23 protein-coding genes are annotated in these 21,204 nt (G+C 71.2%); 12 read left to right on the forward strand and 11 right to left on the reverse strand.

Translation table 11 applies throughout. The features are described 5' to 3' along the window. Positions 1 to 65: 65 nt before the first annotated feature. A complete protein-coding gene (pdxR, locus tag ADL29_RS35095; protein ID WP_078971519.1) occupies positions 66 to 1,550 on the reverse strand; it encodes a MocR-like pyridoxine biosynthesis transcription factor PdxR in 1,485 nt (494 codons plus the stop codon). A gap of 148 nt (positions 1,551 to 1,698) precedes the next feature. On the opposite strand from pdxR (ADL29_RS35095), the gene ADL29_RS35100 reads away from it, so the two are divergent. Then, the gene (locus tag ADL29_RS35100; RefSeq protein ID WP_053927641.1) at positions 1,699 to 2,145 is read left to right on the forward strand and encodes a carboxymuconolactone decarboxylase family protein; all 447 of its coding nucleotides are present in this window, start codon (positions 1,699 to 1,701) and stop codon (positions 2,143 to 2,145) included. 42 nt (positions 2,146 to 2,187) lie between these two features. On the opposite strand, the gene ADL29_RS35105 is transcribed toward ADL29_RS35100, so the two are convergent. Then, positions 2,188 to 2,919: an isocitrate lyase/PEP mutase family protein gene (locus ADL29_RS35105; RefSeq protein WP_053927563.1), complete on the reverse strand. Its 732-nt coding sequence runs from the start codon at positions 2,917 to 2,919 to the stop codon at positions 2,188 to 2,190. A gap of 55 nt (positions 2,920 to 2,974) precedes the next feature. Further along, a complete protein-coding gene (locus ADL29_RS35110) occupies positions 2,975 to 3,502 on the reverse strand; it encodes a carboxymuconolactone decarboxylase family protein (protein ID WP_053927564.1) in 528 nt (175 codons plus the stop codon). A 47-nt stretch (positions 3,503 to 3,549) separates the two neighbouring features. On the opposite strand from ADL29_RS35110, the gene pdxR (ADL29_RS35115) reads away from it, so the two are divergent. After that, positions 3,550 to 5,061 (forward strand): MocR-like pyridoxine biosynthesis transcription factor PdxR, encoded by a 1,512-nt coding sequence (gene pdxR, locus ADL29_RS35115; RefSeq protein WP_053927565.1) that lies wholly within the window; start codon positions 3,550 to 3,552, stop codon positions 5,059 to 5,061. Positions 5,062 to 5,179: 118 nt separating this feature from the next. After that, entirely contained in the window at positions 5,180 to 5,431 is a 252-nt protein-coding gene (locus ADL29_RS35120; protein ID WP_046926379.1) for a hypothetical protein, read from the forward strand. A gap of 282 nt (positions 5,432 to 5,713) precedes the next feature. On the opposite strand, the gene ADL29_RS35125 is transcribed toward ADL29_RS35120, so the two are convergent. The 4 genes from ADL29_RS35125 to ADL29_RS35140 all read right to left on the reverse strand — a co-directional run bounded on the left by ADL29_RS35125 (position 5,714) and on the right by ADL29_RS35140 (position 8,480). Further along, positions 5,714 to 6,889 (reverse strand): methyltransferase domain-containing protein, encoded by a 1,176-nt coding sequence (locus ADL29_RS35125; RefSeq protein ID WP_245689760.1) that lies wholly within the window; start codon positions 6,887 to 6,889, stop codon positions 5,714 to 5,716. After that, entirely contained in the window at positions 6,886 to 7,854 is a 969-nt protein-coding gene (tgmB, locus tag ADL29_RS35130) for an ATP-grasp ribosomal peptide maturase (protein WP_053927566.1), read from the reverse strand. The genes ADL29_RS35125 and tgmB overlap by 4 nt, the downstream gene beginning before the upstream one ends. Next, complete coding sequence (locus tag ADL29_RS35135; protein WP_245689761.1) at positions 7,854 to 8,192, reverse strand: hypothetical protein; 339 nt, start codon at positions 8,190 to 8,192, stop codon at positions 7,854 to 7,856. Before ADL29_RS35135 ends, tgmB begins: the two co-directional genes overlap by 1 nt. Before the next feature lie 90 nt (positions 8,193 to 8,282). Beyond that, positions 8,283 to 8,480 carry a hypothetical protein gene (locus tag ADL29_RS35140; RefSeq protein WP_053927567.1) on the reverse strand — a complete coding sequence of 66 codons (198 nt, stop codon included), beginning with the start codon at positions 8,478 to 8,480 and terminating at the stop codon, positions 8,283 to 8,285. A gap of 557 nt (positions 8,481 to 9,037) precedes the next feature. Between ADL29_RS35140 and ADL29_RS35145 the strand changes: the two genes are divergently transcribed. The 3 genes from ADL29_RS35145 (at position 9,038) to ADL29_RS46175 (ending at position 11,144) form a co-directional block, all read left to right on the forward strand. Continuing rightward, positions 9,038 to 10,309, forward strand: coding sequence for an NsdA family TPR-like regulatory protein (locus ADL29_RS35145; protein ID WP_078971533.1), 1,272 nt, complete (start codon positions 9,038 to 9,040; stop codon positions 10,307 to 10,309). Next, positions 10,306 to 10,848, forward strand: a complete 543-nt coding sequence (locus tag ADL29_RS35150) for a GNAT family N-acetyltransferase (protein WP_053927569.1) — start codon at positions 10,306 to 10,308, stop codon at positions 10,846 to 10,848. The genes ADL29_RS35145 and ADL29_RS35150 overlap by 4 nt, the downstream gene beginning before the upstream one ends. A 164-nt stretch (positions 10,849 to 11,012) precedes the next feature. Then, positions 11,013 to 11,144 (forward strand): hypothetical protein, encoded by a 132-nt coding sequence (locus tag ADL29_RS46175; RefSeq protein WP_281182011.1) that lies wholly within the window; start codon positions 11,013 to 11,015, stop codon positions 11,142 to 11,144. A 220-nt stretch (positions 11,145 to 11,364) separates the two neighbouring features. On the opposite strand, the gene ADL29_RS35155 is transcribed toward ADL29_RS46175, so the two are convergent. The 3 genes from ADL29_RS35155 to ADL29_RS35165 all read right to left on the reverse strand — a co-directional run bounded on the left by ADL29_RS35155 (position 11,365) and on the right by ADL29_RS35165 (position 13,713). Continuing rightward, positions 11,365 to 12,054 carry a haloacid dehalogenase type II gene (locus ADL29_RS35155; protein ID WP_053927570.1) on the reverse strand — a complete coding sequence of 230 codons (690 nt, stop codon included), beginning with the start codon at positions 12,052 to 12,054 and terminating at the stop codon, positions 11,365 to 11,367. A 175-nt stretch (positions 12,055 to 12,229) separates the two neighbouring features. Further along, entirely contained in the window at positions 12,230 to 12,799 is a 570-nt protein-coding gene (locus ADL29_RS35160) for a GNAT family N-acetyltransferase (RefSeq protein WP_053927571.1), read from the reverse strand. After that, positions 12,796 to 13,713: a DMT family protein gene (locus tag ADL29_RS35165; RefSeq protein ID WP_245689762.1), complete on the reverse strand. Its 918-nt coding sequence runs from the start codon at positions 13,711 to 13,713 to the stop codon at positions 12,796 to 12,798. Before ADL29_RS35165 ends, ADL29_RS35160 begins: the two co-directional genes overlap by 4 nt. Before the next feature lie 111 nt (positions 13,714 to 13,824). Here ADL29_RS35165 and ADL29_RS35170 point away from each other — a divergent pair, with 111 nt between their 5' ends. Together ADL29_RS35170 and ADL29_RS35175 are read left to right on the forward strand one after the other, a co-directional pair. After that, positions 13,825 to 14,214 (forward strand): hypothetical protein, encoded by a 390-nt coding sequence (locus ADL29_RS35170; protein ID WP_053927572.1) that lies wholly within the window; start codon positions 13,825 to 13,827, stop codon positions 14,212 to 14,214. A gap of 48 nt (positions 14,215 to 14,262) precedes the next feature. After that, positions 14,263 to 15,453, forward strand: a complete 1,191-nt coding sequence (locus tag ADL29_RS35175) for a glutathionylspermidine synthase family protein (RefSeq protein ID WP_053927573.1) — start codon at positions 14,263 to 14,265, stop codon at positions 15,451 to 15,453. Between the two features lie 76 nt (positions 15,454 to 15,529). Here the strand turns inward: ADL29_RS35175 and rocD are convergent, their stop codons facing one another. Further along, the gene (gene rocD, locus ADL29_RS35180; RefSeq protein ID WP_053927574.1) at positions 15,530 to 16,741 is read right to left on the reverse strand and encodes an ornithine--oxo-acid transaminase; all 1,212 of its coding nucleotides are present in this window, start codon (positions 16,739 to 16,741) and stop codon (positions 15,530 to 15,532) included. A 230-nt stretch (positions 16,742 to 16,971) separates the two neighbouring features. On the opposite strand from rocD, the gene ADL29_RS35185 reads away from it, so the two are divergent. From ADL29_RS35185 to ADL29_RS35200, 4 genes are all read left to right on the forward strand, one after another. After that, positions 16,972 to 18,243 (forward strand): serine hydroxymethyltransferase, encoded by a 1,272-nt coding sequence (locus ADL29_RS35185; RefSeq protein WP_053927644.1) that lies wholly within the window; start codon positions 16,972 to 16,974, stop codon positions 18,241 to 18,243. 79 nt (positions 18,244 to 18,322) lie between these two features. Then, positions 18,323 to 19,336, forward strand: coding sequence for a tryptophan--tRNA ligase (trpS, locus tag ADL29_RS35190; RefSeq protein ID WP_053927575.1), 1,014 nt, complete (start codon positions 18,323 to 18,325; stop codon positions 19,334 to 19,336). Positions 19,337 to 19,533: 197 nt separating this feature from the next. Beyond that, positions 19,534 to 20,115 (forward strand): 2'-5' RNA ligase family protein, encoded by a 582-nt coding sequence (locus ADL29_RS35195; RefSeq protein WP_053927576.1) that lies wholly within the window; start codon positions 19,534 to 19,536, stop codon positions 20,113 to 20,115. A gap of 156 nt (positions 20,116 to 20,271) precedes the next feature. After that, positions 20,272 to 21,195, forward strand: coding sequence for a YihY/virulence factor BrkB family protein (locus ADL29_RS35200; protein WP_053927577.1), 924 nt, complete (start codon positions 20,272 to 20,274; stop codon positions 21,193 to 21,195). Positions 21,196 to 21,204: the final 9 nt, after the last annotated feature.

Below are 21,204 nucleotides of genomic sequence, written 5' to 3' on the forward strand. Positions count from 1 at the left end.
ATTGCTCTGCATTTGGTAAAGACGACGGGGCTCGCTGCGGCGGCCCCCCGGGCCGAGGGGTGCGCCTAGAACTCCACCGGCAGCGCCCGGCACAACGCGTCCAGCGCACCCGGGAAGGCGTGGTCGGAGGGCGCCGCATAGCCGACGACCAGGCCGTGGCGGGGCGGCATCGTGGCGGCCGGGTGACGGTAACCGGAGAGGCCGTCCAGGGCGAGGCCCTGCCAGCGGGCGGCGCGCAGAGCGGTGCGCTCGTCGGAGTGCGTTGCTCCGTCGGGGAGTTGGAGTACGGCGTGCAGGCCGGCGGCGATGCCGGTGAGGTGCAGATGGGGGGCGTGCGCGGCCACCGCGCCGATCAGCTGGTCACGGCGACGGCGGTAGCGCTGGCGCATCCGGCGGATGTGGCGGTCGTAGGAGCCGGAGGTGATGAAGTCGGCCAGGGTCAGCTGGTCGGTGACACCGGCCCAGGCCTCGCGCTCGCCCTTGGCCTCCAGTACGGGGTCCACCAGGCGCTCGGGAAGGACCATCCAGCCCAGCCGCAGGGCCGGGGACAGGCTCTTGCTGACCGAGCCGAGGTGGATGACGTGCTCGGGGTCGAGGCCCTGGAGCGCGCCCACCGGTTTGCGGTCGTAGCGGAACTCGCCGTCGTAGTCGTCCTCCAGGACGTAACCCCCGGAAGAACGCGCCCAGTTGAGGACCGCGGCCCGGCGGTCGGGGTGCAGGGGGACACCGGTGGGGAACTGGTGGGCGGGGGTGAGGAGGGCGGCCTGCAAACCGGGAAGGGCATCCAACTCGGCGACGTCCGCGCCCTGTTCGTCGAGGGTGAGGGGGTGGGTGCGGATGCCGGCCTTCGTGAGCAGGCCGTGGTGGAAGGCGAGGCCGTACGACTCGACGGCGAGGGGGCCGGGGAGGACGGCGGGGAAGAGCAGGCGCAGGGCGTGGGCGAATCCGGAGCAGATGACGATGCGGCCCGGGGCGGTGCGGACGCCGCGGGTGCGGGCCAGGTAGTCGGTGAGGGCGCGGCGCAGTTCGGGGCGGCCGCGGGGATCGCCGGGGCCGAAGGCGTCGTTGGGGGCGGCGGCCAGGGCGCGGCGGGCGGCGGCCAGCCAGGCGGTGCGCGGGAAGGCCGCGGCGTCCGGCTGACCTTGGAGGAGGTTGTGGGCGGGGCGGTCCGCGGGCGTGCGGGGGGCGGCGGAGCGGGCCGGGCGGAGCGGCTCGGCGCGGTGCGCGACCCGGGTGCCGGAGCCCTGCCGGGCGCTGAGCCAGCCCTCGGCGACGAGTTCGGCGTAGGCGTCGGCGACGGTGTTACGGGCGATGCCGAGGTCGGCGGCGAGGGTGCGGTAGGCCGGCAGACGGGTGCCGGGGGCGAGGCGGCCGGTGCGTACGGCGTCCCGTAGCGCGCGGATGAGGACGGCGCGGCGGCTGCCGGGTCCGGTGAGTTCCAGATGGAGATCGGCACCCGGCTTCCCCGGGCTCCCGACGGCACGGGCCGATGCCTTGCCCCCCGAACTGCCCCCGGAGTTGCCCCCTGAATTGACCCCTGAATCCGGCATGGAAATGCACCCTACAGTCGGTCGCCTGCCCTTCTAGATTCGAGGCATGACGAACAGCGCAGAGATCAACAAGGTCGAGAACAGCCAGGACGCGAGCAGCCAGGGCGCGAGGAACCTGGACGCGAGCAACCACGCCGGGAGCACCGGCATGCAGCGGGTCGACTTCGCCAAGGCGGCCCCCAAGGCCTTCAAAGCACTCATCGGCTTCGACGCCGCGGCCCGCGAGGGCCTGGACCCGGACCTGGTCGAGCTGGTCCAGATCCGGGCCTCACAGATCAACAAGTGCGCGTACTGCCTCCACATGCACACCACCGATGCCCGTAAGGCCGGAGCGAGCGAGGAGCGGCTGCACATGGTCGCCGTATGGGAGGAGGCGGCGCACTTCTTCACGGCGAAGGAGCGGGCCGCGCTGGCGCTCACCGAGGCGGTGACGCGGGTGGCGGACGGCGGAGTCCCGGACGCCGTCTACGAGCGGGCGGCGGAGCACTTCGAGGAGGGGGAGCTGGCGCGGCTGCTGGCGCTGATCTTCACCATCAACACCTGGAACCGGATAGCCATCAGCACACGGAAGGTGCCCGGGACGGACGAGCGGTGAACCGGAGACGGGGGCGCCCCGCGCGCCCCCGGCCGGGCCCGGTCAGCCGTTCCCCTGCAGCTCCTTTTGAAGGTGCTCCGCCATCTCCTGCACGGCCCCCATCGCCCGCCGCTGAAGCCCCGGTCCGAACGTGACGCGGGACGCGCCGAGGGCACCCAGCTCGCGGGGGGAGGGGCCGTCCGGGGTGACCACGGCGTTGACGGGAATGCCGACGGCGGCGGCGATGTCGGACAGCAGCGGGGGCGGGGCAAGGATCGGGTACACGCAGTCGGCGCCCGCCTCGGCGTACAGCCGGCCGCGGCGGATGGCCTCCTCCGCGCCCTCCACGCCCCGCAGGAAGGTGTCGATCCGGGCGTTGATCACCAGGCCGTCGCCGGCCTCGGCCCGCACCCGGGCCAGCCAGTCCGCCTGCGCCTCCGGCTCCCGCAGGACACCGGTGGCGTGGTCGCTGTCCTCCAGGTTGCAGCCCACCGCGCCGGCATCCGCCAGACGGCCCACCAGCTCCTTGGCGGACAGCCCGTACCCGGCCTCCACATCCGCCGACACGGGGATGTCCACGGCCCGCACGATACGGGTGACGGCGGCGAACATCTCCTCCGTCGGGGTGCTCCCGTCCTCGTAGCCCAGGGAGGCCGCGATGCCCGCGCTGGGGGTGGCGAGGGCCGGGAACCCGGCGTCGGCGAACACCTTGGCGCTGCCCGCGTCCCACGGGCCGGGGAGAACCAGGGGCAGGTCGGGGCCGTGGTGTAGGGCGCGGAGGGCGGCTGCGGTCATGTGGTGCCTCCAACTGGCGTGACGGGGGGACCGGCTAGGGGTGTGCGCATTGTGGTCATGCCCGGCCCGGGGCCATGCGGGTCGACACACCGAAGCGGTTCCAGGCGTTGATGGTGGTGATCAGGGCGATCAGCTGGGCGAGCTCGGCCTCGTCGAAGTGGGCGGCAGCGCGCTCATGGACGGCGTCGGGCACGAAGCCGTCGGTCAGGACGGTGATGGCTTCGGTGAGGGCGAGGGCCGCCTGCTCCTTGGGGGAGTAGAAGGCGGCGGCCTCCTCCCAGGCGTTGAGGAGGTAGATGCGCTCCTCGGTCTCCCCGGCCTTGCGTGCGTCGGTGATGTGCATATCGATGCAGAACGCGCAGTGGTTGATCTGCGACGCGCGGATCTTGACCAGCTCCACCAGCACCGGGTCGAGGCCCTTCCTGGCCGCCGCGTCGAGGGCGATCATGGCCTTGTAGACCTCCGGGGCGAGCTTGGCCCAGTGGAGGCGGGGGCCGTGCGCGTGGCCGGCCGGGGAGGCGGTCGGGGACGTGGTGTCTGCCGTGCTCTGTGTCGTGCTGTGTGTCGTGCTGTGGGTCGTCATGGCTACGACGCTACGAGGCCAATGGCACCCCTGTATGGTCCACTTTCATGGAGAATTCCTGGGCCGCTTCCGGGGCCGCCCAAGGGTCCGCCCCCGGATCTGCCTCCAGGTCCGCCTTCGGGCGCGACCTGCATCTGGACCTGCCCGGCTCCGGAGGCATCCGGGCCGCTCTGCTGCGAGCGCTGCGCGACGCCGTACGGTCCGGGCGGCTGGCCCCGGGCACCCGGCTGCCGTCCTCCCGGTCGCTCGCCGCCGACCTCGGGATCGCCCGTAACACCGTCGCCGACGCCTACGCCGAACTCGTCGCCGAGGGCTGGCTCAGCTCCCGGCAGGGCTCCGGCACCCGGGTGGCCGAGCGCGCACCGGCCCGCGATGCCCCCGGCCCGGCCCGGCGCACCCCCAGCCCGGTCGACCGGCCGCGCTTCGACCTCACTCCCGGCCGGCCCGACGTCTCCTCGTTCCCCCGCACCGCCTGGCTGGCCGCCGCCCGCCGTGCCCTGACCGCCGCACCCAGCGACGCCTTCGGATACGGCGACCCGTGCGGCCGCCCCGAACTGCGTACCGTCCTCGCCGACTATCTGGCGCGCGCCCGAGGCGTACGCGCCGACCCGGACCGCATCGTCGTCTGCGCCGGGTTCATGCAGGGACTGGGGCTGCTGAGCCGGGCGCTGAGGGCGGGCGACGGCGGGCCGGACGGCGTCAGCGGCAGCCCCGGACGGATGGCCATCGAGTCGTACGGCCTCTCCTTCCACCGCGATGTCATCACCCGCGCGGGGCTGGGCACCGTACCGCTGCTGGTCGACGAACACGGCGCCCGGACCCAGGAGTTGCCCGCACTCGACGACGTACGGGACATCCGGGCGGCGCTGCTCACCCCTGCCCACCAGTTCCCGACCGGCGTCCCCCTCCACCCCGACCGCCGCGCGGCCGCCGTCAACTGGGCGCGTTCTACCGGGGGTTACATCCTGGAGGACGACTACGACGGCGAGTTCCGCTACGACCGCCAGCCGGTGGGCGCGCTCCAGGGCCTGGACCCCGACCACGTCGTCTACCTGGGGACCGCCAGCAAGAGCCTCGCCCCGGCGCTGCGGCTGGCGTGGATGGTGCTGCCGGACCGCCTCGTGGACCCGGTGCTCGCGCTGAAGCGCACCGGCGAATGGCAGAGCGGCTCCCTGGAGCAGCTCACCCTCGCCGAGTTCCTCGCCTGCGGCGCCTACGACCGCCATCTGCGGGGCATGCGCCTGCGCTATCGCCGCCGCCGCGACCAGCTGGTGGCGGCCCTGGCCGACCGTGCGCCGCACGTCCATGTCTCCGGCATCGCGGCCGGCCTGCACGCCGTACTCGAACTCCCCCCGGGCACCGAACAGTCCATCGTCGAGGCGGCCCGCTGGCAGGGCCTGGCCCTGGAGGGCCTGAACTCCTTCCGGGCCCCGTCGGCGCCGGGCACTGCGCGCGACGGCCTGGTGGTGGCGTACGGAACGCCGCCGGACCATTCGTTCGCGGGCGGGCTGGAAGCGCTGGTGAGGGCGCTGCCGCCGGGGCCTGAGCCGGAGGCGTAGGGCGGGCGGCCCGGTGTCGCGCGGCACGGTGAACTGCGCCAAATGGCGGAGCAGCGATCACCCGCATAGCCTGAAACGCGGGGGGACGGACCATCCCACAACGGCAAGGAGATTCCCCATGCCGGAACTGGACCTCTACGGTCTCCCGAACGAGAACGGCCCGGAGCGCCAGGTGCCTGTCACCGATGAAGGCACGCAGCGGGTGAACCCCCCGGCCAAGGCGGCCAGCGCGCGCAATGACAGCCCGTTCCTCGCCGAGCTCTACACGAACGACCAGGCCAGCGGAAAACCCGAGGCAGTGCTCGTACCGGGCGCCGAGGAGAACATCCGCCCGATCAGCGTCCGCTCGGTGAACTTCATAGCCGGCTGAACCGCGCTCGGCTCTTGTCCGGCCTCGGCCCCTGGCGCGCACAGGGCCGAGGCCGGACGGGCGTACGGACACAGGGGTGCTGAAGCCCGTCAGGGCAGGCACCCCCGCCCACCACCCCCGCCCACCGGCAGCGGCGAAGGGCGGCCCGGCTGCCGGATGCGGTCGGGGCGCCCTTTGTCCTGCGGGTCGATGGCTTGTGGTTCACGGGCGTGGCCTGCCTCTCGCCCTGGCCGTTGGCCGGCCGGAGTGCGATCGGTGCTCTTCACCTGTGGTCGTTGTCGTCTACAACGTCCAGCAGTGGACGTGTCCGTCCGGGGCGGTGTACCTCACGATCTGCTCGGTGACGGTGACCTCGATGGTGAACCACTCGCGACGGGGCCGGTGGAGCTCCCGCCACAGCTGGTGGGCATCTTCGATCGGCTTCCAGAGGTCGCGTGGCCCGATGGACGTGACCATTGGCGGACCCTCGGGCATGTCGTCGATGCGGGTCGCCGAGCCGTCCGCGGGGTCGTACAGATTTGTGACGTGCAGCCCGTCATCGTTCAGCCCATGGACCCGAACGAGGCCGGGCGGCATGTGGAGTTGTGCGAAGAACGAGAACGTCCAGTCGTCCAGCACCCGCGCCGAGAGTTCGGCGTCGCCGCACGGGCCGTCCGGGACGGTGGGCACCTGCGCGGGCGCCTCCGGGCCACTCTTGAGCGGCATGAAAGCGGCAGGGCTGTGAAGGATGCAGCCCACCGCGGCCCCGTCCGGCAGCTTGGTGAGCCGGGCTACCATGCCGCCGGCGAGCGTGCCCTTGAGAGGGACGACCATGATGCCGCCGGTGCGGAGGCGCGCCAGCCACTCGGGCGGGATGCGGCGTACGGACGCGGTGGCGATGATCCGGTCGTACATCGCGTCCTTGCGGATGTCCCGTGCGCCGTCGCCGTGGATGACGAGCGGGTCGAAGCCGACGGCGTTCAGTCGCAGGCGGGCTTTGGCCGTGAGCGATTCGGAGCGGTCCACGGTGGTGACGTGCTTGTCCCCGGCGAGGAAACACAGGGCTCCGGCGTTGTAGCCCGTGCCGGTTCCGGCTTCGTAGACCTCGTCCCCCTCGTTCACGTCGAGGGCGTCGAGCATGTCCGCCATGAGGCTCGGCGCCGTCGAGGACGAGGTAGGGACTCCGGCGAGCCCCTCGGGGGCCGCGTCCTCGGCGTGGACGCCGTCCACTTCGGTGATGAGGGAGTCGTCCGCGTAGACGGCGTCGAGCCACGCCTCCGGGTCGCCGTCCGTGATGCGCCACGGGATGAACCGTTCGCCGTCGCGGCGGTAGAAGACGGGTACGAAGGGATGCCGGGGGACGTTGAGGAAGGCACCGGCCAGGTGCGAGGACAGCACGACACTCCCTCGGTCGATCTGCTGCGTGAGGGCGACACGAGAGGCGACGATGCGCTGTTCGTCTTCGAGGATGCTGGTCACTGGCCGTTTCCTTCCAGGTAGTCACAGATCGCCGCCGTAATCGGCAGTCCGGTCGCCTGCTCGATGAACCCGTACTGCCCGCTCGGATTCACTTCCAGGAATCGCCAGACGCCTTCTGGGGTTACCACGAAGTCGCAGGCTCCGTAGGGCAGTCCGAGCCGATCGAGCATCCGCAGAACTCCGGCCGCCACGTCGGGCGGCGGCTCGCAGACCTTGTACGTGTGGCTGTCGTAATCGCTCCGCCAGTCGATATGGCCCGCGTCCGAATCGACGTGGATCTCGGCCGCGAAGATCCGGCCGCCGACGGCGGTCAGCCGCACCTCGTACGCCTTGGGCACCCACTCCTGGAACAGGTGGGCGGTGGTGGCGATGTCCGGGTGTGGCAGGTCGTCGGGGTTGACGATGCTCGCGTACACGGCCGCGGTCTGTCCGTGCACGGTGCCGCGCACGGGAAAGAACGGCTTGTAGACGAGTGGCCCGTCGATCGAGTCGGCGAAGTCCCGCGCCGCGTGGGGATCGTTGGTGACCAAGGTTCGGGGCACGCGCAGTCCCGCCTCGGCGGCGACGCGGAGTTGCCGCGGCTTGTACTCGGCATCGGCCGCCTTGCCCGGAGGGGGGAGCCACCGGCACGGCAGAGCCGCCAGCAGTCCGCCGAAGCCCCAGCGGGCCTCGGTCTCGGCGACCTTACGCGCCTCGGGAGACATTCTGTCGGGGAACTTCGGGCGGGTGGGGCGGCGGTAGTAGACGGAGCGGACCGACGCCAGGTCGAGCGTGCGGCGGCCGTTGGTCAGCGTGCCGTACCAGCGGTCCCCGCCGAGGCTCGCGGCGAGCGTGAGCCTCAGCGGGAACTCGGCCATATCAGCCCGGAAGACGGGCACGGCACGCCGGTTCAGTTCCTCCACCACCAGATCGCAGGTCGGATCGAAGCGACCCGCCAGGATGAGAACCTGTCCGGCGTCTGCCATCAGTCGTCGCTCGGTCCGGGGTCGTCCGGCGCGTCCATCTGGCCCGAAGGTGCCGTGGGACCGTATGTCTTCGGCGGGTTCTTGGTCATGTAGACGCCAGGCGGCAGGCCCTCGTAGGTGCCCGTCTGCGTGTCCTCGTCGTACTCGACATCGCTCGGCAGGATGCCACCGGTGGCCGACACCGGCGTCAAGAAGCGGAATGCGAACGGCGACGGACCGTCGCCCTCGGAAAGCTCCGGCATGGCTGCGGGGCCGTCGGTGCTCAGCGGTAACCGCAGTTCCGGTACGTCGAGTGCCAGGCCGACGGGGCGGCGCTCTTCAAGCTGTGTGGTGGGCATTGTTTTCCCTTTCGGTGGATGGAAGTGCTCGTACCGCCCCGCCCGCCCTGGGCGAGGAAGCCTTCGCCGGTGGCTACAGCCCGGCTCCGCTCACCGGAATTCACCGGCCTCGATCCGCTCGGCGCGCGTTCGCGTCACCTTCAGTGCGTCCGGGTCCCGCACGGGCCACTCCGGGTACCCGGGGCGCCGCAGGTAGCGGACGCCTTTGCGGATATCCGTCACCACGGCCCGTAGCCCGGGCACGTACTCCACCTCGTCCCCGACCTCCGGCAGCCGGCCGACGCTCATCGGAGCGCTTCCTGATGGGCAGGGATACCGGCCAAGACGGCGCATCCCGTGCACACATGCCGCCCGTCAGGCCCGGTGACCTTCTCCCTGGCCAGGCTGTAGACGCGGTGACAGCCGGGGCATGCGGCGCCGGTGATTTCGTCAACCGTCCACACCTGCTGCGCGGGAACGGGGTCCCACCCGACGGTCATGACGCGCCTCCGAGGCCGAGATAGGAGGCCCATTCACCGGAGTCCCAGCCGACCGGATCCCCGTGTCGGCGGCGGAATGCGTGGGCTTCGGGGGGCAGCGGTTTCGTCTTCGTCGGCACCTCGCATGCCGAACGGGGGCGTGGGGCGGCGTCAATGGGGGTGCGGCGCAGGGATGGTGCGGTGGGCATCTTGGTCGGTCCTCCAGATCGCTGCTGACGCGAGAGCGTCGGGGCGGCTGTTGACCAGCTAACGCCACGCATGTGCACCGCGATTAGGGAGAACGGGCGGCCTCTCGACCTGCCCCCTAGGGCGATTTGGGTGTTCATTTACCTGACGGAATGTGGAGTGCAGGACTACCGTGCGTATATGAATGCCGAGCGGAACACAGTGCTGGATGGATGGATGAAAGAGCACGGCTACAGCTCCAATTCGCTGGCCGAGGCGGTGAATGCAGCAGTCGGCGACCTCACCGGCAGGGTTGGAGGACTGGACGGCTCATCGGTCCGGGACTGGAAAGCGGGCCGGGTACGGTGGCCGAAGTCGGCAACGCGGGTCGCACTGGAGAAGGTCACCGGCCTGCCCGCCACAGCCTTAGGGTTCGTGCCCCGGGGCCGGGTCTCGTCCGCGCCCGCACCACCGGAGGAGGACCCTGTGAAACGCCGCTGCTTTCTCACCGCCGGGTCGGCTGTCGCCGCTGCTGCGGTTGCACCCACGTTCACTGCCCCTCATCGCATCGGGACAAGCGACGTCGAGCGTCTTCAGGGCCGATTCGGCGAGATCATCGCGAGCGACCACCGGTACGGCGGCCGTCTGGGCATCGAGCAGAAGGCCGCAGCCCTTGCCGACGAGGCACTCGCCCTGCAGATCTCCGGGAGTGCCAGTCAGCGGGTCCGCGCCTACTTGTACGGGTGCGCGGCGGCGTTCCGCTCGTCGGCGATGTGGGCGGCGATCGACGGCCGGCGCTACGACGATGCGGTGCGGCATATGCGTGAAGCCCAGGCGCTCGCCGAGCTGGCGGCCGACCCGGCGATCAAGTTCCGCATCTGGTCGCACGCCGGGACGCTCTATCGGCACCTTGGGCACCCTGCTGAAGCCACCGCTGCGAATGACGTCGCCAGGAGTTTGTCTCTCACCCGCCGGGACCCGCTCTTTGCCTCTCTCGGCCTGGCCAGACAAGCCGCCATCCATGGCGAGGCCCGTAACGCGACGGCCACCCGGCGCAGCGTTGAGCAGGCCCAGGACGCGATGGACCGCGCCGACCCCGGTGCATACCGACCCGTATGGATGACCTCGTTCTACGACCAGGCGGAGTTGGACTCCCTCGCGCTCTCCGCCTACCTCGCATTGGGCGAGTACGAGATGGCCGAATCGCACGCGCATCGGTGTCTGGCAGCTCTTCGCCCCCACATGCAGCGGTCGAAGGCGATTGCCACTACTCGCCTCGCGTGCGCTCAACTCGGGCAGGGCGACTTGGAACCGGCCGTTCTCACGGCCATGTCGGTTCCCGCAGCGCACCACCCCCGGGTTGTCGGCATGCTCCGTGACTTCGGCACCGAGATCCACAACATCGCGCCGAACAGCCCGATCAGCCGCACCTGGGACCAGTACGTTCGTGACACCTGGAAGGAATCGGTATGACGTCGGTCATTGAGCTGCGTACGTTCCACACAATCGAACCAGCTCGACAAGACCTGCTGGATGTGTACGCAGATGTCCGCGCAGACCTCCTTCACCTTCCGAATTACGCCCTGTCTGCGTTCGCTGAGCGCCTTGAGCGCCATGCCACTGAACCAGGCTGGGAAGCGGTTCTCGCCTACGACCAGGGCGTGCCCGTCGGCTACGCCTACGCCAACACCATCGAGGCCGACGACCGCTGGTGGAAACGCGTAACGCCCACTCCACCGGCCGCATATACCGACCGCGGCGCCGTGGCCCTGAAAGAAATCGGCGTTCGTATGGCGTGGCGCGGCACGGGGACTGCCCGGCGCATCCATGACACCCTCCTCGCCGACCGCAGCGAGCCGTACATCACGCTCATGGTCAACCCGCTTGCAGGGGACGGAAAGGTACACCGGCTGTACGAGACATGGGGTTACAAGGACATCGGCCGCAGTCAGCCGTCACCCGCTTCACCGGTCCTGATCGCGATGATCAGCTCCGTGCACTCCCCCTCGTAGGGGAGCCCGTATCCCGCCCTCCAGTCGACAACTCCCGCACAAACGAAACCCGGTTCCCTTCACGGATGCCACGTCCCCAGGGCGCGGTGAGGGAAACAGGTCCCGCCCGGCGCGCTTTCCACTTCGGCTTCGGGCGGGACCGCACATCCGACACGGGAGAGGAGGTGGTGAGACTCGTGGGCGGCAACGAGACACCCGAGATGAACGGGTATGACGTGTACGAGCAGGAGGTCATCACGCCTGCCGAACCGGAAACCCAGCCGGACCGGAACGACGAGGTCGGCAACAATGCCTAAGAAAGCTTGGGTTGGTGTCGGCGCCTACATCAAGCGGGACCTGCCCGACCGTGCCCCCGCCTCGTCCTGGTGCGGCAAGCATCCCAGTGAGCGCACCCGGCTCGTAGCACGCGCAGGGTGGGTCTGCCTGGACTGTGTACGTGAGACAAGCCGACCTGCGGCTCAGTAGTCGCACCACCGGCCCCGTTCGCCGACCATGGCGACGGGGGCCGCTTCATGCCTAGGCCTGGTCGAGTTGGTCGGCCAGGCCTGCCAGGTCGTCGGCGTACAGGTCGAACCGGTCCGAGGAGGTGGGCGGGTCGCCGACGGGGCGGGCGACGTAGGCGGTGCGCAGGCCGAGACCCTGTGCTCCGCGCAGGTCCCAGGCGTGGGCGGCGACCATCAGAAGCCGCTCCGGCGGTCGTCCGGAGACGGTGACGGCCAGCTGGTAGACCGCCGGGTCCGGCTTGTAGGTCCGGGCGTCTTCGGCGGACAGGGCCTGGTGCCAGCGCAGTCCGGCGTGGGCGTTGAGTCCCAGCAGTGCCGTCCGGCTCGCGTTGGAGAGCCCGATCAGCGGGAACCGCTCCGCGAGTCGGGCGAGCCCTGCCACGGTGTCGGGCCACGGCGGGAGTCTGCGGCCTGACAAGGCCAGCGCCGCCACGGCGGTCGGGTCGTCCGCTCCGGCGGCGTCGGCGACGAGCCGGGCGGCTTCCAGATCGAGCAGGTCGGTGGTGACGTAGGGCCGCACGCCGTCGAGGACGCGACGTTGCTCGCGGTCGATGTGCTGCTGCCACAGCGCCAAAAACTGCTCGACCCTGGGATCGTCGAGAGACGGGTCGAGTTCACGAATGCCGTTGCGGATACCGGCGGGTTCGTCGACGAGCGTGCCGAGCACGTCGAACACGATGGCATCGATCCCCAGCTGTGACATGGGCGAGGTCTCCTGGACGAAGCAGGGGTGTAAGAGGGGCTGACTGTTAGGCGAACACCGCGGGAAGGCCCTCGGATTCCCGAACCGCACGGCGTGTGCGGCAACCGCATCAACGCCGCCAACCACCGCGCCTGCCAAGCCGCAAGGCACGACCCGGTGCCATGTCGCGCCCCGCTCAGACCTCCCGCACAAACGACACCCGGTCCAGCCCCGCCCCGTCGTAATCCCGGTGCACCGGGACCCCGTTCTCGCTGTGGTCGCCCGGCTCCAGGCGGAAGCCCATCCGGGTGTGGTACGCGATCGAGTGGTGGTTCGTCGGGCTGGTGATGCAGCGGACCTGGGTGCAGCCGCGGTCGCGGGCCAGGTCGAAGAAGCGGTGGTAGAGGGCGCTGCCCAGGCCGCTGCGCTGGGCGGACGGGTGGACGCCGACGAAGTGGATGTAGGCGGTCCCGGGGTCCGTCTGGGAGAGGAAGCCGATGAGGAATGCCTGGAGGGTGACGGCTCCGGTTTCCTCCTGTCGCTCCACGAGGTAGCTGGTGTCGGCGAAGTGCTGGAGGAACAGGCGGGGGACCAGCAGTTGGCGCTGGAGGGCGCCCGCCTCGCCGCCCTGGCCGTCCCACCAGTCGGCCAGGGCGAGCTGGAGGCGTGGGTGGTCGGATGCCACTGGGTGACGCAGGGTCAGGTCGTCGCCGGGGAGCTGCTCCCGTATCGGAGGGGAGTACGGAGGGGAGTGGTGTGCGGTCATGTCCGGTCCTTCGGAGGGTGGTTGGGGGAGTGGGTGCCTGGCGTGGTCACCATAGGGCGCGGTGCGGTGTTACGGGCCTGGTCCTGGGCCGGGGCCTCGCCGAAGCGGGCCAGGGCCAGGGCGCCCGTCACCGCCAGGGCGAAGCCGAGCACCGCCAGAGGTGCCAGGCCCTCGCGGGGGCGGTCGCCCAGCCAGAGGACGCCGGCCAGGGCGGGGCCGACGGTTTCGCCGATCACCATGGCGGCGGTGGCGGTGGTCACCGAGCCGCGCTGGAAGGCGGAGGTCAGCAGGAGGAAGGCGGCGCCGCCCCCGATCAGCAGGGCGTAGACGGCGGGGTTGGTGAGCAGGGCGGACGGCGCGAAGTCGTCGACCAGGCGTACGGCGACCTCCACCACCCCGAAACCGCACCCCGCGCCCAGCCCCAGCACCGCCGCACGGGCGCGGTCCGGGAGCCGGCCGGCCGCCGCGCCCGAGGCGAGCACCGCCAGCGCGAAGACCAGGACCGTGACAGGGAGTCCCGGCGGGCCGGCGGCGTGCCCCTCCGCGCCGGAGGACAGTCCCAGCAGCGCCAGCCCGCCGCAGACCACCCCCACCGCACCCCATTCGGCGCGGCTGAGCCGGGTGTGCAGCACCGGCGCCGCGACCACCGCCGTCACCGCGAGGGTGGCCGCGAGCGCCGCCCCGACCGCGTAGATCGGCAGTGTCCGCAGCGCCACCAGCTCCAGTGCGAAGCCGACGCCGTCCAGGGCGAGGCCGAGCAGATAGCGCCACTGCCCCAGCACCCGCAGCAGCAGGCGGGGGTCCACGCCCGACGCGGAGCCGGGCGCGGTGGTCCGGGCCGCTACGGCCTGGAAGACGGAGGCCGTACCGAAGCACACAGCGGAAGCCGACGCGCAGATCATCCCGAGCAGCATGAACCGACTGTAGGGGGAGGAGTCGGGAACCGGGGGAGGGCCGTTCCCGGCGGGTGGGGGCCGCCCTCTACGCTGGCTCCTCGAGTTGACGGTGACGGGGGAAGGTACGGCATGGCGGAGAAGGCACATCGGCGACTGAGGTCGAGCACGGTGATCCTGGGGAGTATGGGGGCGCTGGCCGCCGCCCTGACCTCCTGCGGCTCGGAGCCCGACAAGCGCTGTGTGGACCGCAACAGTTATGACGCGGTCAACGGTTACCGCGTCGTCGGTGCCCAGAACTGCTCCGGCGGCGGGACGAGCAGCAGCGGCAGCACCGGCAGTGCCAGCGGCGGGTACGGGAAGCGGAAGCAGTCCGTGGACGCCCAGTGGTACTACGGGGCGGACAAGTCGAGCAGCCGGTATGCCGACGACGGGACGTTCAGCAGGAGCACGGCCGTCAACCGCGGCGGCTTCGGCTGCTCGGGCTCCGGCTCGCACTCCCACGGCCGCTACGGCGGCTGAGCCGACACAGGTACGGACACAGGTACGGGCACGGGGACAGGCACCGCCATGAAGCGTCACACCATTGAACCCCGGCCGGGGTGGCAGGAGACCGTCGAGGCGCAGGGGCTGGTCTATCCCCTCACCCGCTATCCCGACGACTCGCTGCGCCCGTACTGGGACGAGAGCGCGTACTACTCCTTCACCCTCCCCGAGGTCGAGGCGCTGGAGGGGGTCGTCGAGGAACTGCACGGGATGTGTCTGGCCGCCGCCGCGCACATCGTGAAGGAGGGGCGCTTCGCGGATCTGGGGATCGAGGATCCGCGGCTGGCCTCGCTCGTCGCCGAGTCGTGGCGGCGGCGTGAGGAACTCCCCTCCGTGTACGGGCGGTTCGATCTGCACTACGACGGCAGCGGGCCGGCCAAGATGCTGGAGTACAACGCCGACACACCGACGTCGCTGGTGGAGGCCGCGAGTCCGCAGTGGTTCTGGATGGAGGAGCGGTTCCCCGGCGCCGACCAGTGGAACTCGCTGCACGAGCGGCTGGTGGCGGCCTGGAAGCGGCAGGCGTCCCTGCTGCCGCCGGGCGCCCCGCTGCACTTCGCGCACTCGGCGGACGATGAGCTCGGCGAGGACCTGATGACCGTCGCCTATCTGGAGGAGACGGCGCAGCAGGCCGGACTGGAGACCGTCGCGATCCCCATGGAGGAGATCGGCTGGGACCGGCTCTCGGGCCGCTTCGTCGATCAGCGGCTGCGGTTCATCCGGGCCTGTTTCAAGCTCTACCCGTGGGAGTGGCTGGCCACCGACGACTTCGGCCCGTACGTCCAGGACACCCTCGACAACGGCGGCGGCACCGGCTCCACCCTCTGGATCGAGCCGGCCTGGAAGATGCTGCTGTCCAACAAGGCGCTGCTGGCGGTGCTCTGGGAGCTGTTCCCCGGGCATCCGAATCTGCTGCCCGCCTACCTGGACGGGCCGCGGGAGCTGGCGCGTACGAAGGGTTATGCGGCCAAGCCGCTGCTGGGGCGGGAGGGGGCGGGGGTCACCCTGCACCAGCCGGGTGCGGAGCCGGTGCTGCGTGCGCCCGACGACCCCTGCTGTTACCAGGAGCTGGCGCCGCTGCCGGACTTCGACGGCAACCGGGTGGTGCTCGGGGCCTGGGTGGTCGAGGGCGAGGCGGCGGGGCTGGGGATCCGGGAGTCGGCGGGGCCGGTGACGGACGAGTACGCGCGGTTCCTGCCGCATGTGATCCTCTGAGGCGCGCCGCCCGATCAAAGGCGCGCCGTCCGATCGGGGCGCGCCGCCCGGCCTGTCGCGGCGCGCCGCCGCCCGGCTACGCACCCAGGACGCCCCGCAGCTGGTCGAGCCCCCAGTCCAGGTCCTCCTTGCTGATCGTCAGCGGCGGGGCTATCCGTATCGTGGCCCCGTGGGTGTCCTTGACCAGCACCCCGCGCGCCATCAGCCGCTCGGCGACCTCCCGCCCGGTGCCGCGCGACGGGTTGATGTCCACCCCGGCCCACAGTCCGCGGCCGCGCACCGCGTCCACCGCGCCGCCGCCCGCCAGCGGCGCCAGTTCGGCGTGCAGATGCTCGCCCAACTCCGTTGCCCGCGCCTGGAATTCACCGGTCCGCAGCATCGCGATGACCTCCAGCGCCACCGCGCAGGCGAGCGGGTTCCCGCCGAAGGTGGAACCGTGCTCGCCGGGTGCGAAGACGCCCAGCACCTCGCGCGAGGACACGACGGCGGACACCGGCACCACGCCGCCGCCCAGCGCCTTGCCGAGCACGTACATGTCCGGGACCACGCCCTCGTGCTCGCAGGCGAAGGTCCGGCCCGTGCGGCCCAGCCCGGACTGGATCTCGTCGGCGATGAACAGCACCTTCCGGGCGCGCGTCAGCTCCCGTACGCCCGCCAGATAGCCCGGCGGCGGCACCAGCACGCCCGCCTCGCCCTGGATCGGCTCCAGGAGGACGGCCACCGTGTCGGCGTCGACGGCCGCCTCCATCGCGGCCAGGTCGCCGTACGGAACGATCTCGAAGCCGGGGGTGTACGGGCCGAAGCCGGCGCGGGCCTCGGCGTCGGTGGAGAAGGAGACGATGGTCGTCGTCCGGCCGTGGAAGTTGTTGTCCGCCACGATGATCTTCGCCCGGCCGTCCGGAACACCCTTGACCTGGTAGCCCCACTTACGGGCCGTCTTCACCGCCGTCTCGATCGCCTCGGCGCCGGTGTTCATCGGCAGGACGAGTTCCATGCCGCACAGCTCGGCCAGCCGGGTGCAGAAGTCCGCAAAACGGTCGTGGTGGAACGCGCGCGAGGTCAGGGTGACCCGCTCCAGCTGGGCGGCGGCCGCATCCAGCAGCCGGCGGTTGGCATGGCCGAAGTTCAGCGCCGAGTACCCGGCGAGCAGATCCAGATAGCGTCGGCCCTCCACATCCGTCATCCAGGCACCCTCGGCGGTGGCCACCACGACCGGCAGCGGGTGGTAGTTGTGCGCGCTGTGGGCATCGGCGGCGGCTATGGCGCGCGCCGTTTCGGTGGACGTCACCGGGGGCTCCGTTCGGTGCGGGGACGGCGGTGCATCGGATGCACCCGGCGCCCCTTTCCAGTGTCACTCTCGATAGGCTGGGCGGTGCACACCGCGACTGGCGTACGGGGAAGCGACCCCGAGGGAGCGGTGGGCGGGCCGCCGCGGCGGCCCCTCACGAGGTGTCGCCCCGCCTGGGCACCCGGGACCACGACCGGACCGACCGATCGCACGCCCCGGAGGAGAACCTCATGCCGCTGCCCCTTTCCCACCCCGCGCTGAGTGCTGCCGACCCTGAACTGGCCGACCTGGTCGGCGCCGAGGAACGGCTCCAGGCCGACACCCTGCGGCTGATCCCCAGCGAGAACTACGTATCGGCCGCGGTGCTCGAGGCCACCGGCACCGTCCTGCAGAACAAGTACAGCGAGGGATACGCGGGCCGTCGCTACTACGAAGGCCAGCAGAACATCGACCGCGTCGAGACCCTGGCCGTCGAGCGCGCCAAGGCCGTCTTCGGCGTCGAGCACGCCAACGTCCAGCCGTACTCCGGCTCGCCCGCCAACCTCGCCGCGTACCTCGCCTTCGCCCGGCCCGGCGACACGGTGCTCGGCATGTCGCTGCCGATGGGCGGCCACCTCACCCACGGCTGGGGCGTCTCGGCGACCGGGACGTGGTTCCACGGCGTGCAGTACGGCGTGCACGCGGACACCGGACTGATCGACTTCGACCAGGTCCGCGACCTGGCCCGCAAGGAACGCCCGAAGATCATTTTCTGTGGCGGTACGGCCGTGCCGCGCACCATCGACTTCGCCGCCTTCGGGGAGATCGCCCGCGAGGTGGATGCGGTCCTCGTCGCGGACATCGCGCATATCGCCGGGCTGATCGCGGGCGGTGCCCACCCGTCCCCCGTACCGCACGCCGACGTCATCTCCACCACCACCCACAAGACCCTGCGCGGCCCGCGCGGCGCGATGCTGATGTCCCGCGCCACGCACGCCAAGGCCCTCGACAAGGCTGTCTTCCCCGGCCTCCAGGGCGGCCCGCACAACCACACCACCGCCGCCATCGCGGTCGCCCTGCACGAGGCCGCCGCGCCCGCCTTCCGGGACTACGCGCACGCCGTCGTCGCCAACGCCAAGGCCCTCGCCGAGGCGCTGCTGGCGCGCGGCTTCGACCTGGTCTCCGGCGGTACCGACAACCACCTGGTGCTGATCGACCTGACCGGCAAGGACGTGCCGGGCAAGGTCGCCGCCAAGGCGCTCGACCGGGCCGGGATCGTCGTCAACTACAACACCGTCCCGTTCGACCCCCGCAAGCCCTTCGACCCGTCGGGCATCCGGATCGGTACCCCGTCGCTCACCTCGCGGGGGCTGGGTACGGATCTGATGCCGCAGGTCGCGGAGTGGATCGAGCGGGGCGTGACGGCCGCGAAGGCGGACGACGAGGCGGCCCTGGCGGCGGTCCGGGGGGAGGTCGCGGAGCTGATGGCCCACTATCCGGCGCCGGGGCTCGCGACGGCCTGACGACCGGCTGGGGGCGGCCGGCCGCGGGTCGGCCGACCACGCGCCGGGGAGCACCCGCGGACCTGAGACAATCAATGCCATGGCTCTCGATCGTCCGCGTGTGCTCTCCGGCATTCAGCCCACCGCCGGCTCCTTCCACCTCGGCAACTACCTCGGCGCCGTCCGCCAGTGGGTGGCGCTGCAGGAGTCCCACGACGCCTTCTACATGGTCGTCGACCTGCATGCGATCACCGTTCCGCAGGACCCCGCGGAGCTGCGGCAGAACACCCGGATCGCCGCTGCCCAGCTGCTGGCCGCCGGGCTCGACCCGGAGCGCTGCACGCTCTTCGTGCAGAGTCATGTGCCCGAGCACGCCCAGCTCGCCTGGGTCATGAACTGCGTCACCGGCTTCGGCGAGGCCTCCCGGATGACCCAGTTCAAGGACAAGTCGGCGAAGCAGGGCGCGGACCGTACGACGGTCGGCCTCTTCACGTACCCGATCCTGCAGGTCGCCGACATCCTCCTGTACCAGGCCGACGCGGTGCCCGTCGGTGAGGACCAGCGCCAGCACATCGAGCTCACCCGCGACATCGCCGAGCGTTTCAACGGCCGCTACGGCGAGACCTACACGCTCCCGGCGCCGTACATCCTCAAGGAGACGGCGAAGATCTACGACCTGCAGGACCCGTCGATCAAGATGAGCAAGTCGGCGTCCTCCCCCAAGGGTCTGATCAACCTCCTGGACGAGCCCAAGGCGACCGCCAAGAAGATCAAGAGCGCGGTGACGGACACCGGGACGGAGATCCGCTTCGACGCGGAGAACAAGCCGGGCGTCTCCAACCTCCTGACCATCTACGCCACCCTCACCGGCACCTCGGTCCCGGATCTGGAGCGGCAGTACGAGGGCAAGATGTACGGCGCGCTCAAGACGGATCTCGCCCAGGTGATGGTCGATTTCGTCACACCGTTCCGGGACCGTACGCAGGCGTATCTGGACGACCCCGAGACGCTGGACGCCGTCCTGGCCAAGGGCGCCGAAAAGGCCCGCGCGGTGGCGGCGGAAACCCTCGCCACCACGTATGACCGGCTCGGATTCCTGCCGGCCAAGCACTGAGCGGACGGCCCGCGAAGGCGGCCGGGGTTCGGCCCCGGCCGGCCTCGCGGGCGGGCCGGGGGGCCGGTCCCCGGCCCGCGGACATTTGTGTCCTCCGGTAAAGGGACCGAGGACACACCGCGCCGGGGGCATGCACCCGGCACACTGATAACCGGCCGTTGGACTCGCCGCTTTTGGACTTCAGGAGGGAGATCGCCGTGGGGCCCGTAACACTGGGCGTTTCGATCGCGGTCCCGGAGCCTTACGGAAGCTTCCTCCAGGGGAAGCGCGCGGGCTTCGGGGATCCCGCCGCACACGGCATTCCCACCCACATCACCCTCCTGCCCCCGACGGAGGTCGGCGCCGAGGACCTGCCCGCCGTCGAGGACCACCTCGCCGAGGTCGCCGCCTCCTTCCGCCCCTTTCCGCTCCGCCTGGAGGGGACCGGCACCTTCCGCCCGCTCTCCCCGGTGGTCTATGTGAAGGTCGCCGAGGGCGAGGCCGGCTGCGCCGCCCTCCAGGCCCGGGTCCGTGCCGCCTCCGGCCCCTGCGCCCGCGAGCTGGCCTTTCCCTACCATCCGCATGTCACGGTCGCGCACGGCATCGCCGAGGAGGCGATGGACCGCGCCCAGGCCGATCTGAAGGACTTCTGCGCCACCTGGACGATCGGCGGCTTCGCGCTCTACCAGCAGGGCGCGGACGCGGTGTGGCGGCTGGAGCGGGAGTACCCGTTCGGGCCGCGGCCGGCCGGGGTCCCGCGGCAGGCGGACCTCTCCCGGCCGTCGGCCCCCGCCTCGTAGCGCCGCCCCCGCCCGTAGCCCCCGGCAGCGGGACGCCATGGCAGCGCTACGGAGCCCCCGGCCGACCGGAGGCTAGGGTCTGACCCATCGGACAGACCCCAGGGTTCCGGGTGACCCGGACACCCGGGCGGACGCGGCGCAGAGGGGGACGGACCCATGGACTGGCTGACCCGGCTGCCGGTGATCGGACCGGCGATCCGGCCGGCCGTGGCCTGGCTGACGGCCACTCATCTCTGGCGCGCATGGACGCGCATGCTGCAAGTGCACTGGACCAGGCTCGCCGCCGCGATCACCTTCACCAGCTTCATCGCGCTGTTCCCGCTGCTCACCGTCGTCGCCGCGATCGGTGCCGCCGTGCTGAACGACAGCCAGCTGCATCAGCTGGAGAGCAAGCTCGCCGAGCAGGTCCCCGGCATCGCCGCACAGCTCGATCTGGCCGGCCTGGTCAACAACGCCGCCACGGTCGGTCTGATCGCCGGCGCGCTGCTGCTCCTCACCGGCATCGGCTGGGTCGAGGCGCTGCGCGACTGTCTGCGCGCGGTGTGGGAGAAGGCCGACGAGGACGTCAACTTCTTCGTCGGCAAGCTCCGCGACGGCGCACTGCTGCTCGGCCTCGGCGGCGTGGCGCTGCTCTCCGTCGCCTGCTCGACCTTCGCGGCCGCCGCGGTGGGCAAGGCCGCCGACGCGATCGGCCTGCCGGAGGGCGGCATCGGCGCCGTACTGCTCTCCGTCGCCGGCTTCTGCATCGCCGTGCTCGCCGACTTCCTGCTGCTGGTGTACGTCCTGACCAAGCTGCCCGGCGCCCGTCCGCCGCGCCGCGCCGTCGTGGTCGCGAGCCTCATCGGCGCGATCGGCTTCGAAGTGCTGAAGCTGCTGCTCAGCGGCTATCTCCGGGGTGTCGCCGCACGCAGCATGTACGGGGCCTTCGGCACCCCGGTCGCGCTGCTGCTGTGGATCAATTTCACGGCGAAGCTGCTGGTGTTCTGCGCGGCGTGGACGGCCACGCAGGGCGCGGAGCCGGAGCAGGAGACGGTGGCGGGGGCGGAGCCGGATGCCGCCGGGCCCCGCCCCCGTACCTGAGCGCCGCTA

Origin of the sequence: Streptomyces chattanoogensis (assembly GCF_001294335.1) — a bacterium.
Classification (GTDB): Bacteria; Actinomycetota; Actinomycetes; order Streptomycetales; family Streptomycetaceae; genus Streptomyces; species Streptomyces chattanoogensis.